This is a genomic window from Saccharothrix violaceirubra (assembly GCF_014203755.1).
Classification (GTDB): domain Bacteria; phylum Actinomycetota; class Actinomycetes; order Mycobacteriales; family Pseudonocardiaceae; genus Actinosynnema; species Actinosynnema violaceirubrum.
Window position 1 is genome coordinate 4,790,976 of the sequence record NZ_JACHJS010000001.1, and the last position, 21,862, is coordinate 4,812,837.

The following is a 21,862-nucleotide window of genomic DNA, read 5'->3' on the forward strand; positions in this document are numbered from 1 at the left end:
GCCCCTAATTCGTCCACAATGGACCTTCGGGCCGTCGGCTACGATCCGGCCGTGTCCAGACCGCAGCGCGCGAGCAGGCACACCGTGCGTCGGCTCAACTCCGCGCTCGTCCTCGACGCGATCGCCGGGTCGCCCGGCGTGTCGCGGGCCGCGATCGCGGCGCAGACCGGACTCACCAAGGTGACCGTGTCCGTGCTGGTCGAGCAGCTCATCGCCGCCGACCTGGTCGCCGAGGGCGACGTCGAGGCCCGCTCCGGACCGGGTCGGCGGGGCACCGCCCTGCACCTGTCGCCCAGCGGGCCGCACGGGCTCGGCGTGGAGATCGGCGTCGACCGCGTGGGCACGTGCCTGGTGGACCTGGCCGGGCGGGTGTGCGCGCGGTGGACGCGCAGCGAGGACAACCGCCGGCTGTCGCCGGAGACCGTGCTGTCGCGGGTGGCCGACGCGGTGCGGGCGGCGCTGGCCAGGGGGATCGAGGTCGGGGGCGTCGGGGTGGCCGTGCCGGGCCTGGTGTCGACCGACGGGACCGTGCGCACCGCGCCGAACCTGGGGTGGCGCGAGGTGGACGTGCGGGACGGGTTGAGTTCGCGGATCGGCGTGCCCGTGCGGGTGGGCAACGAGGCGAACATGTCGGCGTTGGCGGAGTTGTGGCACGGGTACGGGGCGTCCGACTTCGTGCACGTGTCCGGCGAGTTCGGGATCGGTGCCGGGTTGGTGGTGGACGGCGAGCTGTTCCGGGGTGTGGGCGGGTTCGGTGGTGAACTCGGGCACCTGTCCGTCGACCCTCGCGGTCCGGGGTGCCCGTGCGGGTCGCGTGGCTGTCTCGAGCAGGCCGCCGGGCCGGTCGAGTTGGTCCGTCGTTCGGGGGCCCGGGATCTGGCCGATCTCCTGTCGAGGCTGTCGGCTCGTGATCGGGTGGCCACGGCCGCGGTGCATGCGGCCGCGCGGTGGTTGGGGGTGGCGTTGGCCGATGCGGTGAACCTGCTCAACATCCCGACCGTGGTGCTGGGTGGGATCTACGCCCGGTTGTTCCCGCGGTTACGTGACCCCTTGATGGCCGAACTGGGGCGTCGGGTGGTGAGTGCCCGGTGGACGCCGGTTCGGGTTGTCGCTTCCACGGTGGGTGCGGATGCCGCCATGCGCGGGGCTGCCACGGAGGCCGTGCGGACCATCCTGGAGGACCCCGACACGTACCTGACCTCCACCCTCCGACCTCGCGAGTCCTCCGCTCGGACACCCTGAAATAGACACTCGGGCACCTTCTTCCGGGTGCCCCCCTATGGCGCGAGTTATACGTTCAGGCACCGCGAGTTGTGCGTTCAGGCACCGCGAGTTGTGCGTTGGGGCGCCGAAAGGCGGGTGTCTCGCGTTCGGGGCCGGGATCCCCGTTGGTGGGTTGTTCCGGGGTTGGTTGCCGGTGTGTGGTGGGTGTCGTGCGGGGTGGTTTGGGAAGCGTGAAGGGCACGCTCGCCGCTCGGGCTGACCGCCGGAGGGGCACTCAGGGGTGTTGCCCCACCGGCCTGCTGCCGTCGTGTGATGAGTGCGTGTGTGAGGCTGTCGTCAACGCTTGCGGCGCAGTTGGAGGACTCGGGCGGCGCCTACCAATGCCACCAGGATCGCGCCTGCGATCGCTGCGAACAGGAGTGCCACTCCGAGTGGCAGTGTGCTTGAGCCGCCCAGGAAGTGGACGGTGGCATCGGTCAGGTTTTGGAGTATGAACACCAGCAGGAGTGTCAGCACCACGATCGACGCGAGTACCGCCGTCCACGTGCCGCTGATCCTCGTGTGTCGGGCCACCGGCTGGTCGGCTACCCGTGCCGGGGGCGGACCTGCGGCGTTGTCGTCCGGTTCGGGAGCGGAGGTCACGGGCCCGAGTATCGAACCCCGTGGGTGCGGCTGCCACCGGAGTGGTCGGGAACTTTGTGGTTCGGGACCGTTCGGGACGTTCAGGAACAGGGTGGTCGGAATTCCAACGCCTTCACGTAGCGGTCCCACTGTTCGCGCGTTATGGGGGCGTCGACCTCCGCGCAGATCGCCGCCACCGCTTTGCCGAAGTCGAACTCCCAGGGGCGTGTGGTGCCGTCCGCGTTCGACGTCACCGCCGTCGTGCCGGCGAACGACACGGTGATCACCCCCGACGTCCGGCCGCTGACGCGGGCCTTCGACGTCAGCGACTGGCCCGTCACGGCCCACTGCCGCACGGTGTCGTCGCTGCCCACGCTGACCAGCTCGTCGTTCGCCCCGCCGCGGAACGCCAGCGCGCGCACGCCGCTCTGGTGCCCGTCGACCACGGCGATGCGCCGGGGCATGGACAGGGTCGTCAGGTCGCGCACCTCGACCGTGCCGTCGGCCGCGCCGATCGCCAGCCGTCGGCCGTCCTCCGACATCGTCACGGCGGTCACGTTGCGACCCGCCAGGAATCCGCCCTTGCGCTGCGGCTCCTCGAGTCGGGTCACGTCCCAGAACCGGATCCGTCCGCTGTCGTCCCAGGTGATCAACATCCGGCTGTCGGCAGAGAACGTCAGCCCGGACAACGGCCGCTCCTTGGCCGTCGTGCCATGTTGCATCGGCTGGGTGGGATCGACCACGTCCCACAGCGTGACCGCACCGTCGGCCGTCGCCGTGGCCACGATCCGTCCGCTCGGCGAGTACACGATCTGCGCCAGCGGCATCGGGAACCGGTAGGTCACGGTCGGTTTGAGCACGTCGGTCTGGTCCCAGATGCGGCCGATGCCCTCGCCGAGCGTCGTCGCGAACGCCTGTTGCACGCCGTTGACCGCCATCGACGTCACGGTGTTCGGCGGCTGCGTCATGTCGCCCAACCGGTGATAACGGCCGTCTGCCTTCTCCGGCACGCGCACGTCCGGCAGCGAACGACCGTCCGGCCGCAACGTGGAGTCCGACGGGAACGCCGAGCGGGTCACCATGTCCGGCGTCGTCGCGGCGTTGGCGCTCAGCACGCTCTCGCGCAGGTCGTCGTTCGGGCTGAGGCGGTGCGCGACGAGCACAAGCTGGTTGGCCAGTTGCGGATCGGACGCACGCACGCCCTGGGCGTCGCTGTTGAGCGACCACGCGATGGCCCGGTTGCGCTCCTCGGCGGCGGTCTTCTGCGCCCGGATCGCCAACACCACGGCCGTGCCCGCGCACAGCAGCAACACCAGCAGCAACGCCACGAGCTGCCGCAGGCGTCGGGTGTGCCGGTGCGCGAGACGCCGTTCCCGGTCACGGGCCTGCTCGCTCTCGGCGAGGAACTGGCGCTCACGGCTGCTGGTCCGCACGCCGTCACGTCGCGTCCACTCCACCGCGGTGTCCAACCGGGTGCCCCGGTAGAGCGCGTCCGGGTCGCGGCCGAGCGAGTCCCACGTCGCCGCGGCCTCGGTGAGCTGGCGCATGGTGCGCAGGCCGTCGCGGTCCTCGGCGAGCCAGCCGCGCAGCCGGGGCCAGGACCGGATCAACGCCTCGTGCGAGATTTCCACGCCGTCGCGGTCGAGGGTGAGCAGGCGCGCGTGCGCGAGCCGGTCGAGCACAACGTCGACGTCCACGTCGTTGTCGAGTTCGGCACGCGGCAGACGGCGTTTGGTGTCCTCGGTGCCGTCGCCCAACGCCGTAAGGCGCAGGAAGACCTGCCGGGCGAGCACGCGTTGCTGCTTCTCCAACGACGTGTAGGTGCGTTCGGCGGTCTGCGCGATCGCGTGCTGCACGCCGCCGGCCGCCTCGTAGCCGGCGAGGGTGAGGGTCGTGCCACGGCGACGTCGCCACGTCTCCAGCAGGGCGTGGGAGAGCAGCGGCAGCACGCCGGACTGGCCGGTGGCGTCCGCGACGAGCCGGGAGACCAGCGCGGTCTCGACCGTGCACGAGGCTTTGACGGCGGGTTGCATGATCGCCTGTCGAAGCTCCTCGGGACCCATCGGTCCGAGCAGGAGCTGACCGTCGGTCACCTCCGCGACCAGGCGCGGGTGCTGGGCGAAGTGGCCGTAGAAGTCGGCACGCACCCCGAGTACCACCCGGCAGGGCGCGTCCAGCAGGGCGTCGATGTAGGCGGTGCGCTGGTCGACGTCGGGGCAGAGCGTGAACACCTCTTCGAACTGGTCGACGATGACCAGGTCGGCGGCAAGATCGAGTTCGGACACCCGAACACCCGAGGAGCTCGGCGTGGTGACGATCGCCCGCCCGTCGAACCGCGGCACGAGCCCGGCCCGCAACAACGAGGACTTGCCGGCCCCGGAAGCCCCGAACAGCGCCACGAAACGATGCCCGGCCATGCGTTTGTCGAGGTCGTCGAGCACCCGGTCACGCCCGAAGAACCAGTCGGCATCCTCGGTCTGGAACGCGGCGAGCCCGGCGTAAGGCGGATTCCCCTCGCCCGGCACGGGCTCGGGCGTCGGCAACACCTCGGCCGCGACCTGGTGCCACCGGTCCTCCCACTCGTCGACGTCCCCTTCACAGGCCCGGACGTAGGCAAGGGTCACGGCCAACGTCGGCAGGCGACGCCCACCGGCCGCGTCGGACAACGTCGTGGCGGAATAGTGCGCCCGCGCCCCAAGCTGCCGGTAGCTCTGCCCGCCGGACCTGTCCCGCAGGGAACGAAGATCGGCGGCGAACCGGAGCAGCGGACTGTCCCCGACGTCGAGCGGTCGCTCACCTCGCGGCACCTGTCACACCCCCTGGCGGAATCGCCCCGGCATTCTGCGCGGTGGCCCCCGTCGCCGTCCAGACTTCGGATACGACCTCCACCACCCCGACGCGAGGACCACACCCCGCGCCACGAGTGTGGTGCCGAGCACACGCAGTGTATGCGCCAGGTCCTGGACCCACCGCCCTCTCGCCCACACCAACCCCGGTTCGGCGTAACACCCTGTAGCAGACCGTGAGAACCCGATCACGGAGCAGATGCGAAGAGCTGAAGACAGCAAGCGACGACAAGGCCCACACCCAGCCCACGATGCGTGTCCGAACGCACAACTCACGGTGCCTGAATGCACAACTCGCGGTGTCCGAACGCATAACTCGCGCCATAGGGGTCACCCGGAAGAAGAGGACTCGCGAGGTCAGGTGGAGCGGAGGACCAGAGAGGGGGGAACCAGGGTGAAAGGAGGCACGGGAGAACCCGACAACACGGTAGCCATCAGGTGAGCGGCGCTCCGCCCCAAAGACTCGTGATCAGGACGAACAGCGGTAAGCCCCACCACCGAAGAGGACGGCAGATCACCGAACCCCACGACGGCCACATCGGAAGGAACCCCAAGCCCGCGAGTCCGAAGAACCTCCAAAGCCCCGTACGCCAGAACATCCGAACCCACGAACACCCCGTCCAACCCAGGCTCGGAAGACAACAACACGGACATCGCACGCGCACCGGAAGCAGGATCGGCTTCCGCACGCACCACCAGGTCCGCCGACAACCCCGCCCGCCCCATCCCCCGGTACCACCCGTTCAACCGGTCCACATCCCCACCCCCGGCGATGGCCGCGATCCGCCGCCGCCCCCGCCCCACGAGATGCCGAACCGCCGCCACACCACCGGAAAAGTCGTCGACCGCCACATACGGAACACCGACCGCATGACCAAAAGACACCACAGGCACCCCGGCGGGAACACCCCCACCACCCACCCGCAGAACCCCGTCCACCCCGTCCACCGAAGCCCCCGTGGACACGACCAACCGCAGCCCAAGACCGGACAACACCGTGTCCACCCCACGCAGCAGATCCGCCAACCCCGCGTCGAAGGACCGGTCCCCCACCACCAGGCCGACGCAGTCGGTGCGGTTGCCCGCCAGACTGCGCGCGGCCTGGTTGGGCCGGTACCCCAGGCGGTCGATCGCGGCCAGGACCGCCGAACGTGCCCGTGCGCTCACGTACGGTCCGCCGTTCACCACGCGCGACACCGTCGACTTGGACACCCCGGCTTCGAGGGCCACCTCTTCCAGCCGGGTCACAGGTCTCACGGCCGTCAGTCCTCCAGATCACCCTCGGTCTTCAGGTAGATCTCCTTGAGGCTGTCCAACGTTTCCGCCGACGGGTGCTCCCACAGCCCCCGGTCGGCCGCCTCCAGCAACCGCTCGGCGATGCCGTGCAGCGCCCACGGGTTGCTCTCCTCCAGGAACTTGCGGTTCTCCGGGTCGAGCACGTAGCTCTCGGTGAGCTTCTCGTACATCCAGTCCGCCACCACGCCCGTCGTGGCGTCGAAGCCGAACAGGTAGTCGACGGTCGCGGCCAGTTCGAACGCGCCCTTGTACCCGTGCTTGCGCATGGCCGCGAGCCAACGCGGGTTCACCACGCGCGCACGGAAGATGCGGTTGGTCTCCTCGTGCAACGTCCGCGTGCGCACCGCGTCGGGCCGCGTGCTGTCGCCGACGTACGCGGCCGGTGCCTTGCCGGTCAGCGCGCGCACCGTGGCGACCATGCCGCCGTGGTACTGGAAGTAGTCGTCCGAGTCGGCGATGTCGTGCTCGCGCGTGTCGATGTTCTTGGCCGCCACGGAGATCCGCTTGTACGCGGTCTCCATGTCCGTCCGCGCCGCCACACCCTCGACGCCGCGCCCGTACGCGTACCCGCCCCACACCGCGTAGACCTCGGCGAGGTCCTCGTCGCCACGCCAGTTGCGGCTGTCGATCAACGGCAGGATGCCCGCGCCGTACGCGCCCGGCTTGGAGCCGAAGATCCGCAACGTCGCCCGCCGCTCGTCGCCGTGCGCGGCGAGGTCCGCCTGGGCGTGCGCCCGGACGAAATTGGACCCATCGGGCTCGTCCAACGCCGCCACGAGCCGGACCGCGTCGTCGAGCAGCGCCACGACGTGCGGGAACGCGTCGCGGAAGAACCCGCTGATCCGCACGGTCACGTCGACGCGCGGCCGGCCCAGCTCGTCCGGGTCCACGACCTCGAGCCCGGTCACGCGCCGGGACTGCTCGTCCCACGTCGGCCGCACGCCCAGCAGCGCCAACACCTCGGCCACGTCGTCGCCGGACGTGCGCATCGCCGAGGTGCCCCACACCGACAGGCCGACCGACGCCGGCCATTCGCCGTCGTGGTCGGCCCGGTAGCGCTCCAGCAACGAGTCGGCCATGGCCTGCCCGGTCTCCCACGCCAGCCTGGACGGCACGGCCTTGGGGTCCACGGAGTAGAAGTTGCGCCCGGTCGGCAGCACGTTCACCAGGCCGCGCAACGGCGACCCGCTCGGCCCGGCGGGCACGTAACCGCCGTTCAACGCGTGCAGCACGTTGGTCAGCTCGTCGGTCGTCCGCGCCAGCCTGGGCACGACCTCGACGGCCGCGAACTCCAGGATCGCGGCCACGTCCGCGTCGTCGGTCAGCGACCGCGCGACGGCCACGTCCCAGTCCGCGTCCTCCATGGCCTGGACGAGTTCGCGCGCACGCTCCTCGACCGCGTCCACCGAGGTCCGCGAGGAGTCGGCCAGCCCCAGCGCCTCGCGCAGGCCCGGCAGCGCGGAGCGCCCGGCCCACATCTGCTTGGCTTGGAGGATGGCGAGCACCAGGTTGACCCGGTCGACCCCGGTGGGCACCTGGCCGAGCACGTGCAGGCCGTCGCGGATCTGCACGTCCTTGATCTCGCACAGCCAGCCGTCGACGTGCAGGATCAGGTCGTCGAACTCGGCGTCGTGCGGCCGGTCGGTCAGGCCGAGGTCGTGGTCGAGCTTGGCGGCCTGGATCAGCGTCCAGATCTGCGCCCGGATGGCGGGCAGCTTGGCCGGGTCCATCGCGGCGATGTTGCCGTGCTCGTCGAGGAGCTGTTCCAGCCGCGCGATGTCGCCGTACGAGTCCGCACGGGCCATCGGCGGCACGAGGTGGTCAACGAGCGTGGCGTGCACGCGCCGCTTGGCCTGCGTGCCCTCGCCCGGGTCGTTGACCAGGAACGGGTAGACCAGCGGCAGGTCGCCCAGCGCCGCGTCCGGACCGCAGCCCGCCGACAGGCCGACCGCCTTGCCGGGCAGCCATTCCAGGTTGCCGTGCTTGCCCACGTGCACGACGGCGTCCGCGCCGAACTCGCTCTCCAGCCACCGGTACGCGCCCAGGTAGTGGTGGCTGGGCGGCAGCTCGGGGTCGTGGTAGATCGCGATCGGGTTCTCGCCGAAGCCGCGCGGCGGCTGCACCATCACCACGACGTTGCCCGAACGCAACGCCGCGAGCACGATCTCGCCGTCGCGGTCACGCGACCGGTCGACGAACAGCTCGCCGGGCGCGGCACCCCAGTGCCCCTCGATCTCGTCGCGGAAGTCGGCCGGCAGCGTGCCGTACCACTCGCGGTAGCGGGCGGCGGGCAGCCGGACCGGGTTGCCCTGGAGCTGCGCCTCGGTGAGCCAGTCCGCGTCCTGGCCGCCGGCCGCGATCAACGCGTGGATGAGCGCGTCGCCGTCCTGGTTGTCCACGCCCGGCAGGTCCTCGCCGATGTCGTAGCCGTTGTCCCGCAACGCCTTCAGCAGCCGCACGACGCTGGCCGGGGTGTCCAGGCCGACCGCGTTGCCGATGCGCGAGTGCTTGGTCGGGTACGCCGAGAGCATCACCACGATGCGCTTCTCGGCGGCCGGGATGTGCCGCAACCGCCCGTGCCGCACGGCGATCCCGGCCACGCGCGACGCGCGCTCGGGGTCGGCCACGTAGACGGTCAGCCCGTCCTCGTCGACCTCCTTGAACGAGAACGGCACCGTGATGATCCGGCCGTCGAACTCGGGGATGGCCACCTGCGTCGCGGTGTCCAAAGGGGACAGACCGTCGTCGTTGTCGGCCCAGTCGGCCCGGCTGGAGGTCAGGCACAGGCCCTGGAGGATCGGGATGTCCAACGCGGCCAGCGCGCCCACGTCCCACGCGTCGTCGTCGCCACCGGCCGACGCGGTCGCGGGCTTCGTGCCGCCCGCCGCGAGCACGGTCACGACCAGCGCGTCCGCCTTGCCCAGCTCCGCGAGCAGTTCGGGCTCGGGCGTGCGCAGCGACGCGCAGTACACCGGCAGCGGACGCCCGCCCCGTTCCTCGATCGCGTCGCACAGCGCGTGCACGAACGCGGTGTTCCCGGCCACGTGGTGCGCCCGGTAGTACAGGACGGCGACGGTCGGCCCGTCGCCCGCGGGCGCGGACCGGTCCAGCACGCCCCACGTGGGCGCGGCCACCGGCGGCGCGAAGCCGAAACCGGTCAGCAGGACCGTGTCGGACAGGAACCGGTGCAGCTCGGCGAGGTTGGCCGGGCCGCCGTGGGCCAGGTAGGCGTGCGCCTCGGCGCAGACGCCGCCGGGCACGGTCGACAGCTCCATGAGCTGCGCGTCCGGGTTCTGCTCGCCGCCGAGCACCACGACCGGGCGCGGGCCGGCCAGCAGCGCGTCCAGGCCCTCCTCCCACATGCGCCGACCGCCGAGGATGCGCACGACGACCAGGTCCACGCCCTCGACCAGCGCCGGCAGGTCGTCCACGCCGAGCCGGGCCGGGTTGCCCAACCGGTAGTCGGCGCCGCTGGAACGGGCGGACAGCAGGTCCGTGTCGGAGGTCGACAGCAGCAGGATCACGTACGGCTCCATCCCTCGGGGGTCCGCGCCCCAGGTCGAAAGGGGACGGCGAAGCGGAGTTCCTGACTCCCGGGACACCTCGCCCCGGTCACAGTGGCGGGACCGCGCCGGATTCGCACCGGCTTCCTCCTGCTGCTTCGCCGTTCGGGAGTCACCCTAACCGCCACGTAGCATCCAGCCCATGCCCCAGGACCGCGTCCGCCCGGACGCCTGCCCCGGCGCCGTCGACGTGCACCACGCCGCCGACGGCGGGCTGGCGCGCGTGCGGGTGCCCGGCGGGGTGCTCGACGCCGACCGGTTCGCCGTGCTGCGCACCGCCGCACTCGATCTCGGCGACGGCACGCTCGAACTCACCTCACGGGCGAACGTGCAGGTCAGAGGCCTGGCACCGGGTACGGAGCACGAGCTGGGCGCCCGGCTGCGCGCCGCCGGACTGCTGCCCTCGGCCACCCACGAGCGCATGCGCAACATCGTCGCCGCACCGCTGGACGACAACGTCGACCTGGTGGCCGCGATCGACCGGGGACTGTGCGCGACACCGCAGCTCGCCGACCTGCCGGGCCGGTTCCTGATCACGGTCGGCGCGGCCGTCGCGGGCTTGGGCGGCGACATCGGCCTGGTCGACGACGTGCTGCTGCTCGCCGGGCAGGACACGGGCGTGCGGGTCGCCGACCCGGTGGCCGCCGTGCTCACCGCCGCCCGGCTGTTCGCCGACATCAGGGGCACGGCGTGGCGGTTGTCCGAAGTGGACGGTGGTGTGGCCCGGATCACGGCCGTGCTGGGCACCTCCGACGCCGAGCGTCTCACGCCGACTGTGACCCCCGTCGCACCGGGACCGGTCGGCGACCGCGTCGTGGCCGGTGTCCCGCTGGGCCGACTGGACGCACGACTGCTCGCCGGCGTACCCGTGCGGCTGACGCCGTGGCGTTCGGTGGTCGTCCCGGCGGGCACCGACACCACCGGGCTGTTCACCGACGCGGCGTCCCCGTGGCACGGCGTGACCGCGTGCACCGGCCGGCCGGGCTGCGCGAAATCGCTCGCGGACGTGCGCGCGGACGCCGCGCGCTGGATCGACAGGCGGCCCCACCAGGGCCGGGTGCACTGGTCGGGCTGCGCACGCCGCTGTGGCCGCCCGTCCGGTGCCGTCGTGGAGTACGTCGCGACCGGCGACGGGTACGAGGAGATCAGGTGACCGACTACGTCCGGGACGGCGCGGAGATCTACCGCCGTTCGTTCGCCACCATCCGCGCCGAGGCGGACCTGTCCGGGCTGCCGGACGACGTCGCCCGGGTCGCGGTGCGCATGATCCACGCGTGCGGGATGGTCGACCTCGTCGCCGACCTGGCCTACTCCCCCGACGTCGTCGCCACGGCGCGCGCCGCCCTGCTCGCCGGCGCCCCGATCCTGTGCGACGCCAAGATGGTCGCCGCGGGCGTGACGCGTCGGCGGCTCCCGAACGACAACGAGGTGCTGTGCGCGCTGGACGACCCGCGCGTGCCGGACCTGGCCCGGGAACTGGGCAACACCCGCAGCGTGGCCGCGCTCGACCTGCTCGCCGACCGCTTCGCGGGCGCCGTGGTCGCGATCGGCAACGCCCCGACCGCGTTGTTCCACCTGCTGGACCTGATCCGGGCCGGCGCCCCGAAACCCGCCGCCGTACTGGGCGTGCCGGTCGGCTTCATCGGCGCGGCCGAGTCCAAGGAGGCGTTGGCGGACAACGACCTCGGCCTGGAGTACCTGGTCGTGCGCGGTCGGCGCGGGGGCAGCGCCATGACCGCGGCGGCCCTGAACGCGATCGCGAGCGAGGAAGAATGACCGGCAGGCTGTACGGGGTCGGCGTCGGACCCGGCGACCCGGAACTGGTGACCGTCAAGGCGGCCCGGCTGATCCGGGACGCGGACGTGGTCGTCTACCACAGCGCGCGGCACGGCCGCAGCGTCGCGCGCGGCATCGCCGAGCCCTACCTGCGCGAAGGCCAGGTCGAGGAACAGCTCGTCTACCCGGTCACGACCGAGGACAGCGACGACTACCAGGGCGAGATGGACGCGTTCTACGCCGAGTGCGCGGCCCGGCTGGCCGCACACCTGGACGCCGGACGCGACGTGGTCGTACTGGCGGCGGGCGACCCGCTCTTCTACGGCTCGTACATGCACCTGCACAAGCGGTTGGCGCACCGGTACGAGACCGAGGTCGTCCCCGGCGTCACGTCGGTGAGCGCGGGCGCGGCCGTGCTCGGCACGCCGTTGGTCGAGCGGGACGAGGTGCTCACCGTGCTGCCCGGCACGCTGCCCCCGGCCGCGCTCGTCGGGCACCTGTCCCACGGCGACCCCGTGGCGATCATGAAGCTGGGGCGGACGTTCCCGGCCGTGCGCGAGGCGTTGGAGCGCACCGGACGCCTGGACGAAGCCTGGTACGTGGAGCGCGCGACCACCGGCCGCCAGCGCACCGCGCCACTGTCCGAAGTGGATCCCGACGGCGTGCCGTACTTCTCGTTGGCACTGCTGCCCAGCGGCCCGCCGGCGCCCACGGGCGAGGGCGAGGTGGTCGTCGTCGGCCTGGGCCCGGCCGGGCCGGAGTGGCTGACGCCGCAGGCCCGCCGCGCGTTGGCCGAGGCCGACGACCTCGTGGGCTACGTGACGTACTTGGACCGCGTGCCGGTGTCGGCACGGCAACGTCGGCACGCCTCGGACAACCGGGTCGAGTCCGAACGGGCGGCGTTCGCGCTCGACCTGGCCAAGCGCGGCCGTCGGGTCGCGGTCGTGTCCTCGGGCGACCCGGGCGTGTTCGCCATGGCCAGCGCGGTGCTGGAGGTCGCGGCCGAGCCCGAGTACGCCGACGTGCCCGTGCGCGTGCTGCCCGGCCTGACCGCCGCCCACGCGGTCGCGAGCCGCGCCGGCGCACCGTTGGGCCACGACTACGCCGTGGTGTCGCTGTCGGACCGGCTCAAGCCGTGGGAGGTGATCGCCGAACGCCTGGAGGCCGCCGCACGCGCCGACCTCGTGCTCGCGCTCTACAACCCGGCTTCGCGCACCCGCACGTGGCAGGTGGCGGCGGCCCGCGACCTGCTGCTCGCGCACCGCTCGCCGGACACGCCCGTGGTGATCGGCCGGGACGTGGGCGGACCCGAGGAGACCGTGCGCGTCGTGCGGCTGGCGGACCTGGACGCGACCACGGTCGACATGCGGTGCCTGCTGATCGTGGGGTCCTCGCGGACCCGGATCTCCGCGCGCGGCACGGTGTTCACCCCGCGCCGCTACCCCCGGTGAGCCACGCGACGGCCTCGCCCACCGTGCCCACGCTCGGCGCGTCGGGCACGGGCGGGCGGCGCACGAGCACGACCGGCAGGCCGAGGTGACGGGCGGCGGCGAGCTTGGCGGCGGTCATGGCGCCGCCGCTGTCCTTGGTGACCACGACCTCGATCCCGTGTGCCCGCAACAACTCCAGCTCACCGTCCACTGTGTACGGACCACGGTCGAGCAGGACCTGGACGCCGGGCACCGGCGGGTCGGGCGGGTCGACCGTGCGGGCCACACCCGAGGCGAACGCGGCCAGCTCCTGGCGTCCGGTGGTGATGAACGCCCGCCGACCGGCCACGGCCGCCGCCGCTTCGCGCACGGAGTCGACCCAGTGCCAGTCGTCGCCGGGCACCGGCGTCCAGCCGGGTCGGCGCAGGAGCAGGAACGGCACGCCCGCCTCGCGCGTGGCGGCGAACGCGTTGGCGGTGATGCGCCCGGCGAACGGGTGGGTGGCGTCGACCACCGCGTCGACCGCCTCCCGGCGCAGGTAGGCGAGCAGTCCGGGCACGCCGCCGAACCCGCCGATCCGCACCTCGCCGACCGGCAGCCGGGGCGCGGCCACCCGACCGGCCAGCGACGACACGACCCGCAAGCCGGTCAGCGCCGCCGCGAGCGCCCGGCCCTCGCCCGTGCCACCCAGTACGAGCAGGGTCCTCATGGCCGGCGCATCCTGTCGTGGTGACCCTGCGCTTCGGGTGGACCACCGGCGCCTGCGCGACGGCGGCGACCACGGCCGCCTACACCGCGCTGCTGACCGGCGAATTCCCCGACCCGGTCGGCATCACGCTGCCCAAAGGGCGGACGCCCGAGTTCGCACTGGCCCGCGAGGAACTCCACGCGGACCGGGCGATGGCGGCGGTGGTCAAGGACGCGGGCGACGACCCGGACGTCACGCACGGCGCGCTGGTCCGCGCGACCGTCACGCACGGCGAGCCGGGCAGCGGCGTGGTGTTCCGCGCCGGGCCGGGTGTCGGCACGGTCACCAAACCCGGCCTGCCGCTGGACGTGGGCGAGCCCGCGATCAACCCGGTGCCGCGCCGGTTGATGCGCGAGCACGTGGCCCGGGTGGCGGCCGACCACGGCGGCACCGGGGACGTCGTGGTCGAGGTGTCCGTCGACCACGGCGAGGAACTGGCCAAGCGCACGTGGAACCCCCGCCTGGGCATCCTGGGCGGCCTGTCGATCCTGGGCACGACGGGCGTCGTCGTGCCGTACTCGTGCTCGGCGTGGATCGACAGCATCCGGCGCGGCGTCGACGTCGCGCGGGCCGCCGGGTACACGCACGTGGCCGGGTGCACCGGCAGCACGTCCGAGAAGGTGGCCGCCGAGCTGCACGGCCTGCCCGAGGACGCGTTGCTGGACATGGGCGACTTCGCGGGCGCGGTGCTCAAGTACCTCAAGCGGCACCCCGTGCCCCGGCTGACCATCGCGGGCGGCGTGGGCAAGCTGTCCAAGCTCGCGGACGGCCACCTGGACCTGCACTCCGGCCGGTCGCAGGTGAACCTGGAGTTCCTGGCGTCGCTGGCGCCCGACCTGGCCGCCGAGATCCGCGAGGCGAACACCGCGCTCGGGGCGTTGCGCGTGTGCCAGGCGGCCGGTGTGCCCTTGGGCGACCTGATCGCCGCGCGCGCCAAGGAAACCGCCGACGGTGTCCTGCGCGGCACGCCGGTGGCCGTGGACATCGTGGTGATCGACCGCGCGGGCGTGATCGTCGGCCGGGCCTAGGCATCCGGCCAGGTCCGAACTCCGAACCGACGGCCACAGCGGGCGCGGGTCCGGCCGGACGTCCGGCGTGCCGGGCGCCTCTTCGGACGCCCGCCCGGCGCTCAGGACCGGCACCGGGCCGCCGAGTACAGGTGGCTGTCGACGAACCCCTCGGCCGCCAGCACCCGGCCCACCACGATGATCGCGGTCCGGCGCACGCCCGCGTCCAGCACCTGTCCGGCGATGTCGGCGAGCGTGCCGCGCAGCACGAGTTCGTCCTCGCGACTGGCCCGGGCGACCACCGCGACCGGGCAGTCCGGTCCGTAGTGCGGCAGCAGGTCCGCGACCACCTCGGTGATCCGCTGCACGGCCAGGTGCAGCACGAGCGTGGACCCGGTGCGCCCCAACGACTCCAGATCTTCACCGGGCGGCATGGGCGTGGCGCGTGCGGCCGTGCGGGTGAGCACCACGGTCTGCCCGACGCCGGGCACGGTCAGTTCCCGCTTGAGGCTCGCGGCGGCGGCGGCGAACGCGGGCACGCCCGGCGTCACGTCGTAGGGCACGCCGAGCGCGTCGAGCCGCCGCATCTGCTCGGCCATGGCGCTGAACACCGACGGGTCGCCCGAGTGCAGGCGGGCCACGGCGTGCCCGGCCTCGTGGGCGGCCAGCAGTTCGGCCACGATCTCGTCGAGCGTGAGGTTCGCGGTGTCGACCAGCCGCGCGCCCGGCGGACAGTGGTCGAGCACCTCGACGGGCACCAACGCGCCCGCGTACAGGCAGACCGGCGCGGCGGCGATGAGCCTGGCCGCGCGCAACGTCAACAGGTCGGCCGCGCCCGGCCCGGCGCCGATGAAGTGGACGGTCACGGGATCTCCTTCTCCACCGGCACGATCGCCGCGCCGACTGCCCGGGTGGTCACGGGAACTCCTTGCGCACGGACCAGATCGTCACCGGCAGCTGCGGGCGCCACGCGGTGAACCCGCCGACGGCCGCGTCCCGGCTCACCTCGATCCGGGTGAGCGAGCCGCCCAGCTCGCGCTGCCACCGCGTCAGCACCGCCTCGGACTCCAGGGTGACCGCGTTGGCCACGAGCCGTCCGCCGGTTTTCACGGCACGCCAACAGGTTTCCACCGCACCCTCGGCCGTGACGCCACCGCCGATGAACACCGCGTCGGGCGCTTCGAAGTCGAGCACGTCGGGGCTCTCCCCCACCACCACCCGGATCGTCGGCACGCCCAGGCTCCGGGCGTTGCGCGTGATCCGGGCGGCCCGGGATTCGTTGCGCTCCACGGCGATCGCCCGACAGGTCGGGTGCACCCGCGACCACTCCACGGCGAGGGAACCCGACCCCGCGCCGACGTCCCACAGCAACTCGCCCGGCCGGGGCGCGAGCAGGGCCAGGGTCACCGCGCGCACCTCGCGCTTGGTGAGCTGGCCGTCGTGCTCGTAGGCGTCGTCGGGCAGGCCGGGCACGAGCGCGTACCCGCCTTCGCCGCACTCCACCGCCAGCACGTGCAGCGGGTCGGCGGACGGCAGGTCGTGGTGCACGCGTTCGAGCGGGCCGCCGAGCTGTTCCAGCACGGTGATCCGCGCGTCCCTGGCCACGGCCGCGACCTCGGCGGGCACGCCGCCCAGCACCAGCACGCGCCGTCCGGGGTGCAGGAACGGCACCAGCGCCGCCGTCGGCCGACCGACCAGGCTCACCACGTCGACCGCGTCCAGCGCCCAGCCGAGCCGGGCGCAGGCCAGCGACGCGGACGACGGGTGCGGCACGGCCTTGACGCTCCCGGCGCCCAGCAGCCGCACCAGCGTCGAGCCGATGCCGTGGAACATCGGGTCCCCGCTGGCCAGCACGCACACGGCTTTGCCCGCCAGATCGTCGAGCAACGCCGGCAGGTTGGCCAGCAGCGGCGAGGGCAGCTTCACCCGCTCGTACTGGCCGGGCACGAGGGCCAGCTGCCGCCCGCTGCCCACGAGCACGTCGTGCGTGGCGACGAGGTGGCGGGTCGCGTCCGGCAGGCCGCCCCAGCCGTCCGCGCCGATGCCGACGACGGTGATCACACCGTGCCCAGCGCGCGGGTGACGACGATCTCGATCACGGCCCGCTCCGGGTTGGGTCGCGGCGTGCGGTAGCGGCGGGCGTAGCGCTCCTCCGCGTCGGCGACCGACGCGGCGTCGGTGCGCAGCACGGCCGTGCCCTCCAGCGTCGACCACCGGGCGCCGTCGACCTGGCACACGACGGCACGGCCCGTGGCCACGACGTTGCGCGCCTTGCGCGACCCGCGCGAGGTGATCACCCGGGCGACGCCCGCGGCCACGTCCAGCGTGACGCCGACCGGGACCACGTGCGGTGTGCCGTCCGGTCGCAGCGTGGTCAGCGTGCACAGGTGGCGCTCGGCCCAGAACGTCGCGAAGTCCTCGCCCTTGCTCGACAACATGGGTGCATCATGCGACATCGACCCGCTACGCTGAAAACGTGACGCAGCGATTTAGCCGCCCCCGGCCGGGAATCCCGGCCCTCGGGGCCGTGCGCTAGTCCACCCGCGGTCCCGTCGGCGGACCGGCGCGGGGGTTTCCTCCGTCCACGCCGTTCCCGAGGGGATTCACCCGATGTCACGTGATCTCAGCGATCCCGCGTACGGTCCGCACGCGATGCAGGTCCTGCTCGACGAAGTCCTGGCCGCCCTGCCCGGCGAGGTCCGGGTGGTCCGCGACCACCCCGAGGTGTCCGTCGACGACAACTACACCCGGCTCGGCTACCCGCCGGACGCGATCACCCGCGACGCCCGGTACACCCGCTACACCACGCCCGGACGCATGCTGCGCAGCCACACGACCGCGATGGTGCCGCCCGCGTTGCGCCTGCTTTCCCGGGATGACTGGGCGGACGTCACGCTCGCGTGCGCCGGCATGGTGTTCCGGCGGGACGTGATCGACCGGGTGCACTCCGGGACGCCCCACCAACTCGACCTGTGGCGGATCACGCGCACCCGCCACGACCTGCTGTCCTGGGTGGACACCGTGCTGGGCGCGGCGGTGCCGGGCCTGGAGTACCGCACGGTGCCCGCCACGCACCCGTACACGACGTCCGGGATCCAGGTGGACGTGCGGGTCGACGGGCAGTGGCTGGAGGTGGGCGAGGGTGGTGCAGCGGCTGCGGCCGTGCTGCGCGGTGCGTGGCTGCCGGAAAACGCGCACGGACTGGCGTTCGGGCTCGGGCTCGACCGGTTGTTGATGCTGCGCAAGGGCGTGCCCGACATCCGGTTGCTGTCGTCCACCGAGCCCCGGGTCGCCGCGCAGATGCTCGACCTCGCACCGTACCGGGCCGTGTCGCGGCATCCGGCCGTGGTGCGCGACGTCTCCGTGGCCGTCGATCCCGGGCACGACGGCGAGACCCTGGGTGACGTGGTGCGGGCCGCGGCGGGCGACCTCGTGGAGGAGGTGACCGTGCTGTCGCGGACGCCGGTGGCGGAGCTGCCCGCGGTGGCCGTGGCGCGGTTGGGCGCGAAAACGGGTCAGCAGAACGTGCTGTTGCGCCTGCTGCTGCGGCACCCGACCCGGACTTTGACCGACGCGGAGGCCAACCGGGCCCGGGACGCCGTCTACGCGGCGATTGTTGAACGATCCAGTCATTGAACAATCGCACCCGTCGGCCGCGGGATTGTCAGGGACCCCGGCTGCGGGGAATCTTCTCGGTAACGGAATCGTTGTAGGCGGTGACCGGAGCCGATCCCGGCGTGACGAGGAGGACCGATGGCCACGGTTGAGCTGACCGCGGAGAACTTCGACGAGGTGATCGGCGGGTCCGACCTGGTGCTGGTCGACTTCTGGGCGTCCTGGTGCGGTCCGTGCCGCCAGTTCGCGCCGGTGTTCGAGAAGTCCGCGCAGAAGCACGACGACATCGTGTTCGGCAAGGTCGACACCGAGGCACAGCAGCAACTGGCCGCCGCGTTCCAGATCCGCTCGATCCCGACGCTGATGATCGTGCGCGACGGCGTCGTGCTCTACGCGCAGCCGGGCGCCCTGCCCGAGACCGCGCTGGAGGACCTGATCGAGCAGGCCCGCCAGGTGGACATGGAGAAGATCCGCAAGGAAGTGGCCGAGGCAGAGCGGCAGGGCTGACCGGGGACGGGGGCCGGGCACCGGGTCAGGACCGGTGCCCGGCCCTTTGTCGTCCGTACTCCGATCGTGTGGGCGTACACCGTGACCCGAGTGGGTAGTCGGTGACGGAGACGAGAGGAGACGGCCATGACCCGCGTTCAGGAGGCGTCGACCGCCGAACTGGTCGGCCGACTGTCCGAACAGGTGAGTCGGCTCGCGCGCGAGGAGATGCGCCTGGCGGTCGCCGAGATCAAGGAGAAGGGCCGCCACGTCGGCATCGGCGCGGGCCTGCTCGGCGGTGCCGGTGTGCTCGCCTGGTTCGGCGTCGGCACGCTGATCGCGGCGCTGGTGCTGACCCTGGCACTGGCGATGCCCGCGTGGTCGGCCGCGTTCGTGGTCACCGTCGCGGTGTTCGCCGTCGCCGGGGTGCTGGCGCTGATCGGTCGGCGGCAGATCGCGCGCGGCACTCCTCCCGTTCCCGAAGAGGCCATCGAAAGCATGAAGGCGGACATCTCCACTGTGAGCGAGAGGGCGCACCGATGAGCGACGTGCCGAACGACCCCGACGCGTTGCGCGCGGACATCGAACAGACCAGGCGCGACCTGGGCGACACGGTCGAACAGCTCGCGCACAAGGCCGACGTGCCCGGGCGCGTGAAGGACTCCGTGCACGACGGCGTCGAAGCCGTCAGGGACACGGCAGCCGAGGTGGCCGACCGCACCGGCGACCTGGCCGGCCAGGTCGCCGACACGACCCGCGAGGTCGCCGGCCAGGTGGAAGACCGGGCAAGCCGGCTCGCGGACCAGGTCGGCGAGACCGCTCACGTCGTGGTCGACCGCACGCAGCAGATCGCCGGCGAGATCGCGGACCGGGCCGTCCGCGCGGTCGAGTCCCTGCCCCCGACGGTGCGGGAGCGGGCCCGGCAACCGGTGGTCCTGGCCGCCGCGGGCGCGGTCGTGCTGATCGCCGTGGTGTGGCTGGTGCGCGGGAGGCGCTCGTGAGCAAGCTGCTCTACCGACCCCTCGGCCTGGCGTTCGGGCTGCTCGGCGGGTTCCTCGCGGGCAAGGTCTTCGACCGGCTGTGGAAGCTGGTCAGCGGCGACCGCGTGGCACCGACGCCGACCCAGAAGGACCGGGGCTGGGGCGAGATCCTCCTGGCCGCCGCCCTCCAGGGCGCGGTGTTCGGCCTGGTGCGCGCGGCGATCGACCGCGCGGGCGCCATCGGCTACGACAAGCTGACCGGCGAGTGGCCCGGCGACACGCAGGACGTCGACTAGGTCGCTTGGCGGCCCGGGCCACGACGGTCGGGCCCGCCGGCGGCCTCAGGCCGGTTCGTCGACGTCGCCCGCCCGCCGACGCCGCTCCTTCTCGTCGTCCTCCAGGAACTGTTCGGGGTCCACGTCGAGATCCGGTGGTTCCGGGGTCCCGGGCGCGTACGGCGGGTCGGGATTGATCGGGTGTGCCCCGGGCTGGGTCGTCTCGGACTGGGCCGTTTCGGACTGGGTCGTCTCGGACTGGGTCATGTCGACCTGGTACCCGGCGGCGGCCTCCGGGAACCGGGGCGGGCGCTTTTCCAGGAACGCGGCCACGCCCTCCGCGTAGTCGGCGCTGTGCGCGGCCTCCTCGTAGAGCGCGCGCACCCCGTCGTCCTCCCGCCCGCCCTCGGCGATCAGGTCGACGATCGTCCGCGCCCCGCGCACGCTGACCCACGACCGTGAGGCGATGACCTCGGCCAACTCCTTGGCCCGCACGCGGACGTCGTCGTGCACCTCGTTGACCAGGCCGATCCGCAGCGCCGTCGCCGCGTCCAGCAGCTCCGCGCCGTACAGGATCTGCTTGGTCCACGCCGGGCCGACCAGGTCGACGAGCCGCTTCGTCGACGCGAACCCGTAGACGATCCCCAACTTCGCCGGGGTGATGCCGAACCGCGCGTCCGACGCCGCGATCCGCAGGTCGCAGGCGACCGCGAGCTGGCACCCGCCGCCGACGCAGAACCCGTCCACCGCGGCGATCGTCGGCTTGCCCACGCCCGCCAGCGCCCGTTCACCCGCCGCGACGGCCTCGCTGTAGCGGGCGACGCCGGCCGCACCCGCCCGCAGCTCCCGGAACTCGCCGATGTCCGCGCCCGCCGAGAAGTGCTCCCCGCCCCGCACGACGAGCACGCGCACGCCGTCGTCGGCCCGCACCCGGTCCATCAGCCCCGGCAACGACGACCACATCCCGAACGAGATCGCGTTCCGCTTGGCGGGCCGGTCGATGGTCAGCTCCGCGACCGGTCCCCTGAGGTCGAGCCTGAACGTCACGCCCGCAGCGTATCGCCCCGCCACCCCCGCGAGTCCTCCGCTCGGACACCCCGAAATACGCACTCGGGCACCTTCGATCAGGTGAACACCGCCCACAATGGACCCTCAGCGGGGATACATCCCGGCCAACCCGGCGGGCGGCACGAACGGCCGCCACCCGCCTGCCGGCTGGGCCAGGCGGTCGGCCACGGCCCACAGCACGGCGGGGTTGTGCGCGTAGCCGAGGTGGCTGCACACCACCTCCACGCTCTCGCCGTGCCCGCCCGGCTCCTCACGGCACGACCGCCACGGCACGATCCCGTCCGACTTCGAGTACAGCGACGTCGCCGGCACCGGGAACGGCGGCCGACCCGCCTCGGCCGGCGGCGGAGCCACGACGGCCGACGACAGCCTGGCGAGGAAGCGGTACAGCGGGTTCACGCGGGTGTCCCGCAGGTCCGTCAACCGGTACGGGCTGCCCAGCGTCACGACCTGGCGCACCAGCTCGGGGCGTTCCCGGGCGAGTTCGCGGGCGAAGATCCCGCCGAGGCTCCAGCCCACGAGGCTGACCGGCGCCCGTGCCGCCAACCGGCCGAGCAGCTCGCGCATCCCACGCAACGCCGGCTCCGACGGCCCCAGGTTCCAGCCCAGGCCCCAGCCGTGCACGTCGTACCCGAGGCCGACCAGGAACCTGCGCAGCACGGTCGTCGTCAGGTCCGTGCCGGCCAGGCCGGGCAGCACGAGCACCGTGTGGCCGTCGCCGGTGGGCGCGGACCGCAGCAGGGCGCGGGTCGTGGCGAACCTGCCGAGGTCCACCACCGCGCGCGTCGGCTCGGTGAGGTACCAGATCAGGTGCGGCGCGGTCATGGCGTTCACCCCGCTCCACGTCGAGCGTGTGGGACTCCTCCATGATGTGCCCGGCCGGGTGAAACCGCCAGCATCCCCGCGCCGGCGCGGTCGCGGAAGCAC

At 72.8% G+C, this 21,862-nt stretch carries 19 protein-coding genes, 1 pseudogene and 1 riboswitch; of the genes and pseudogenes, 10 read left to right on the forward strand and 10 right to left on the reverse strand.

The genetic code is table 11. From position 1 onward, the window contains the following. Positions 1 to 51: 51 nt before the first annotated feature. Positions 52 to 1,242 (forward strand): ROK family transcriptional regulator, encoded by a 1,191-nt coding sequence (locus tag F4559_RS22040; protein WP_184671538.1) that lies wholly within the window; start codon positions 52 to 54, stop codon positions 1,240 to 1,242. Between the two features lie 318 nt (positions 1,243 to 1,560). Here the strand turns inward: F4559_RS22040 and F4559_RS35405 are convergent, their stop codons facing one another. The 4 genes from F4559_RS35405 to cobN form a co-directional block, all read right to left on the reverse strand. Next, positions 1,561 to 1,866 carry a LapA family protein gene (locus tag F4559_RS35405; protein ID WP_312865762.1) on the reverse strand — a complete coding sequence of 102 codons (306 nt, stop codon included), beginning with the start codon at positions 1,864 to 1,866 and terminating at the stop codon, positions 1,561 to 1,563. An 80-nt stretch (positions 1,867 to 1,946) separates the two neighbouring features. Then, positions 1,947 to 4,652 (reverse strand): nSTAND1 domain-containing NTPase, encoded by a 2,706-nt coding sequence (locus F4559_RS22050; protein WP_184671545.1) that lies wholly within the window; start codon positions 4,650 to 4,652, stop codon positions 1,947 to 1,949. A 396-nt stretch (positions 4,653 to 5,048) separates the two neighbouring features. Beyond that, positions 5,049 to 5,948 (reverse strand): LacI family DNA-binding transcriptional regulator, encoded by a 900-nt coding sequence (locus F4559_RS22055; RefSeq protein WP_312865763.1) that lies wholly within the window; start codon positions 5,946 to 5,948, stop codon positions 5,049 to 5,051. A gap of 5 nt (positions 5,949 to 5,953) precedes the next feature. Then, positions 5,954 to 9,511: a cobaltochelatase subunit CobN gene (gene cobN / locus F4559_RS22060; RefSeq protein WP_184676096.1), complete on the reverse strand. Its 3,558-nt coding sequence runs from the start codon at positions 9,509 to 9,511 to the stop codon at positions 5,954 to 5,956. Between the two features lie 35 nt (positions 9,512 to 9,546). Further along, positions 9,547 to 9,685, reverse strand: a riboswitch (cobalamin riboswitch). A 7-nt stretch (positions 9,686 to 9,692) separates the two neighbouring features. Here cobN and F4559_RS22065 point away from each other — a divergent pair. From F4559_RS22065 to F4559_RS22075, 3 genes are read left to right on the forward strand one after another with little or no spacing between them, the layout of a single operon-like run. After that, on the forward strand, positions 9,693 to 10,703 hold the full coding sequence (locus F4559_RS22065) for a ferredoxin-like domain-containing protein (protein ID WP_184671547.1): 1,011 nt from the start codon (positions 9,693 to 9,695) through the stop codon (positions 10,701 to 10,703). Beyond that, positions 10,700 to 11,326, forward strand: a complete 627-nt coding sequence (locus tag F4559_RS22070) for a precorrin-8X methylmutase (protein WP_184671549.1) — start codon at positions 10,700 to 10,702, stop codon at positions 11,324 to 11,326. Before F4559_RS22065 ends, F4559_RS22070 begins: the two co-directional genes overlap by 4 nt. Further along, on the forward strand, positions 11,323 to 12,777 hold the full coding sequence (locus tag F4559_RS22075; protein WP_184671551.1) for a precorrin-2 C(20)-methyltransferase: 1,455 nt from the start codon (positions 11,323 to 11,325) through the stop codon (positions 12,775 to 12,777). The genes F4559_RS22070 and F4559_RS22075 overlap by 4 nt, the downstream gene beginning before the upstream one ends. On the opposite strand, the gene F4559_RS22080 is transcribed toward F4559_RS22075, so the two are convergent. Further along, the gene (locus tag F4559_RS22080; RefSeq protein ID WP_184671553.1) at positions 12,752 to 13,465 is read right to left on the reverse strand and encodes a cobalt-precorrin-6A reductase; all 714 of its coding nucleotides are present in this window, start codon (positions 13,463 to 13,465) and stop codon (positions 12,752 to 12,754) included. The genes F4559_RS22075 and F4559_RS22080 overlap by 26 nt on opposite strands. A 17-nt stretch (positions 13,466 to 13,482) precedes the next feature. Between F4559_RS22080 and F4559_RS22085 the strand changes: the two genes are divergently transcribed. Continuing rightward, positions 13,483 to 14,532, forward strand: coding sequence for a cobalt-precorrin-5B (C(1))-methyltransferase (locus tag F4559_RS22085; protein WP_184671555.1), 1,050 nt, complete (start codon positions 13,483 to 13,485; stop codon positions 14,530 to 14,532). Between the two features lie 101 nt (positions 14,533 to 14,633). Here F4559_RS22085 and cobM read toward each other — a convergent pair whose 3' ends face one another. Genes cobM through F4559_RS35410 form a run of 3 tightly spaced genes read right to left on the reverse strand, consistent with a single transcriptional unit; the run spans position 14,634 to position 16,949 of the window. Next, on the reverse strand, positions 14,634 to 15,377 hold the full coding sequence (gene cobM / locus F4559_RS22090) for a precorrin-4 C(11)-methyltransferase (RefSeq protein ID WP_184671557.1): 744 nt from the start codon (positions 15,375 to 15,377) through the stop codon (positions 14,634 to 14,636). 49 nt (positions 15,378 to 15,426) lie between these two features. Continuing rightward, complete coding sequence (gene cbiE, locus F4559_RS22095; protein ID WP_184671559.1) at positions 15,427 to 16,572, reverse strand: precorrin-6y C5,15-methyltransferase (decarboxylating) subunit CbiE; 1,146 nt, start codon at positions 16,570 to 16,572, stop codon at positions 15,427 to 15,429. Continuing rightward, complete coding sequence (locus tag F4559_RS35410; RefSeq protein ID WP_184671561.1) at positions 16,569 to 16,949, reverse strand: pyridoxamine 5'-phosphate oxidase family protein; 381 nt, start codon at positions 16,947 to 16,949, stop codon at positions 16,569 to 16,571. Before F4559_RS35410 ends, cbiE begins: the two co-directional genes overlap by 4 nt. Before the next feature lie 172 nt (positions 16,950 to 17,121). Here F4559_RS35410 and srmL point away from each other — a divergent pair, with 172 nt between their 5' ends. From srmL to F4559_RS22125, 5 genes are all read left to right on the forward strand, one after another. Continuing rightward, positions 17,122 to 18,147, forward strand: coding sequence for a PheS-related mystery ligase SrmL (gene srmL / locus F4559_RS22105; RefSeq protein ID WP_184671563.1), 1,026 nt, complete (start codon positions 17,122 to 17,124; stop codon positions 18,145 to 18,147). A 117-nt stretch (positions 18,148 to 18,264) separates the two neighbouring features. Continuing rightward, positions 18,265 to 18,633, forward strand: a complete 369-nt coding sequence (trxA, locus tag F4559_RS22110; protein ID WP_184671565.1) for a thioredoxin — start codon at positions 18,265 to 18,267, stop codon at positions 18,631 to 18,633. A gap of 126 nt (positions 18,634 to 18,759) precedes the next feature. Next, the gene (locus F4559_RS22115) at positions 18,760 to 19,155 is read left to right on the forward strand and encodes a phage holin family protein (RefSeq protein ID WP_184671567.1); all 396 of its coding nucleotides are present in this window, start codon (positions 18,760 to 18,762) and stop codon (positions 19,153 to 19,155) included. Continuing rightward, positions 19,152 to 19,613: a DUF3618 domain-containing protein gene (locus F4559_RS34575; protein WP_221447342.1), complete on the forward strand. Its 462-nt coding sequence runs from the start codon at positions 19,152 to 19,154 to the stop codon at positions 19,611 to 19,613. The genes F4559_RS22115 and F4559_RS34575 overlap by 4 nt, the downstream gene beginning before the upstream one ends. Next, positions 19,610 to 19,888: a DUF4235 domain-containing protein gene (locus F4559_RS22125; protein WP_184671569.1), complete on the forward strand. Its 279-nt coding sequence runs from the start codon at positions 19,610 to 19,612 to the stop codon at positions 19,886 to 19,888. The genes F4559_RS34575 and F4559_RS22125 overlap by 4 nt, the downstream gene beginning before the upstream one ends. 276 nt (positions 19,889 to 20,164) lie before the next feature. Here the strand turns inward: F4559_RS22125 and F4559_RS22130 are convergent. Together F4559_RS22130 and F4559_RS22135 are read right to left on the reverse strand one after the other, a co-directional pair. Next, positions 20,165 to 20,914, reverse strand: a pseudogene (locus tag F4559_RS22130) (enoyl-CoA hydratase/isomerase family protein); the annotation flags it as partial. A gap of 105 nt (positions 20,915 to 21,019) precedes the next feature. Further along, the gene (locus tag F4559_RS22135; protein WP_184671574.1) at positions 21,020 to 21,760 is read right to left on the reverse strand and encodes an esterase/lipase family protein; all 741 of its coding nucleotides are present in this window, start codon (positions 21,758 to 21,760) and stop codon (positions 21,020 to 21,022) included. Between the last annotated feature and the right edge of the window lie 102 nt (positions 21,761 to 21,862).

Coding starts and splice junctions, on each gene's coding strand:
- F4559_RS35410 (WP_184671561.1), bottom strand. CDS start 16,949: ATGTTGTCGAGCAAGGGCGAGGACTTCGCGACGTTCTGGGCCGAGCGC.
- F4559_RS22065 (WP_184671547.1), top strand. CDS start 9,693: ATGCCCCAGGACCGCGTCCGCCCGGACGCCTGCCCCGGCGCCGTCGAC.
- F4559_RS22080 (WP_184671553.1), bottom strand. CDS start 13,465: ATGAGGACCCTGCTCGTACTGGGTGGCACGGGCGAGGGCCGGGCGCTC.
- F4559_RS22135 (WP_184671574.1), bottom strand. CDS start 21,760: ATGACCGCGCCGCACCTGATCTGGTACCTCACCGAGCCGACGCGCGCG.
- trxA (WP_184671565.1), top strand. CDS start 18,265: ATGGCCACGGTTGAGCTGACCGCGGAGAACTTCGACGAGGTGATCGGC.
- F4559_RS34575 (WP_221447342.1), top strand. CDS start 19,152: ATGAGCGACGTGCCGAACGACCCCGACGCGTTGCGCGCGGACATCGAA.
- srmL (WP_184671563.1), top strand. CDS start 17,122: ATGTCACGTGATCTCAGCGATCCCGCGTACGGTCCGCACGCGATGCAG.
- F4559_RS22115 (WP_184671567.1), top strand. CDS start 18,760: ATGACCCGCGTTCAGGAGGCGTCGACCGCCGAACTGGTCGGCCGACTG.
- F4559_RS22075 (WP_184671551.1), top strand. CDS start 11,323: ATGACCGGCAGGCTGTACGGGGTCGGCGTCGGACCCGGCGACCCGGAA.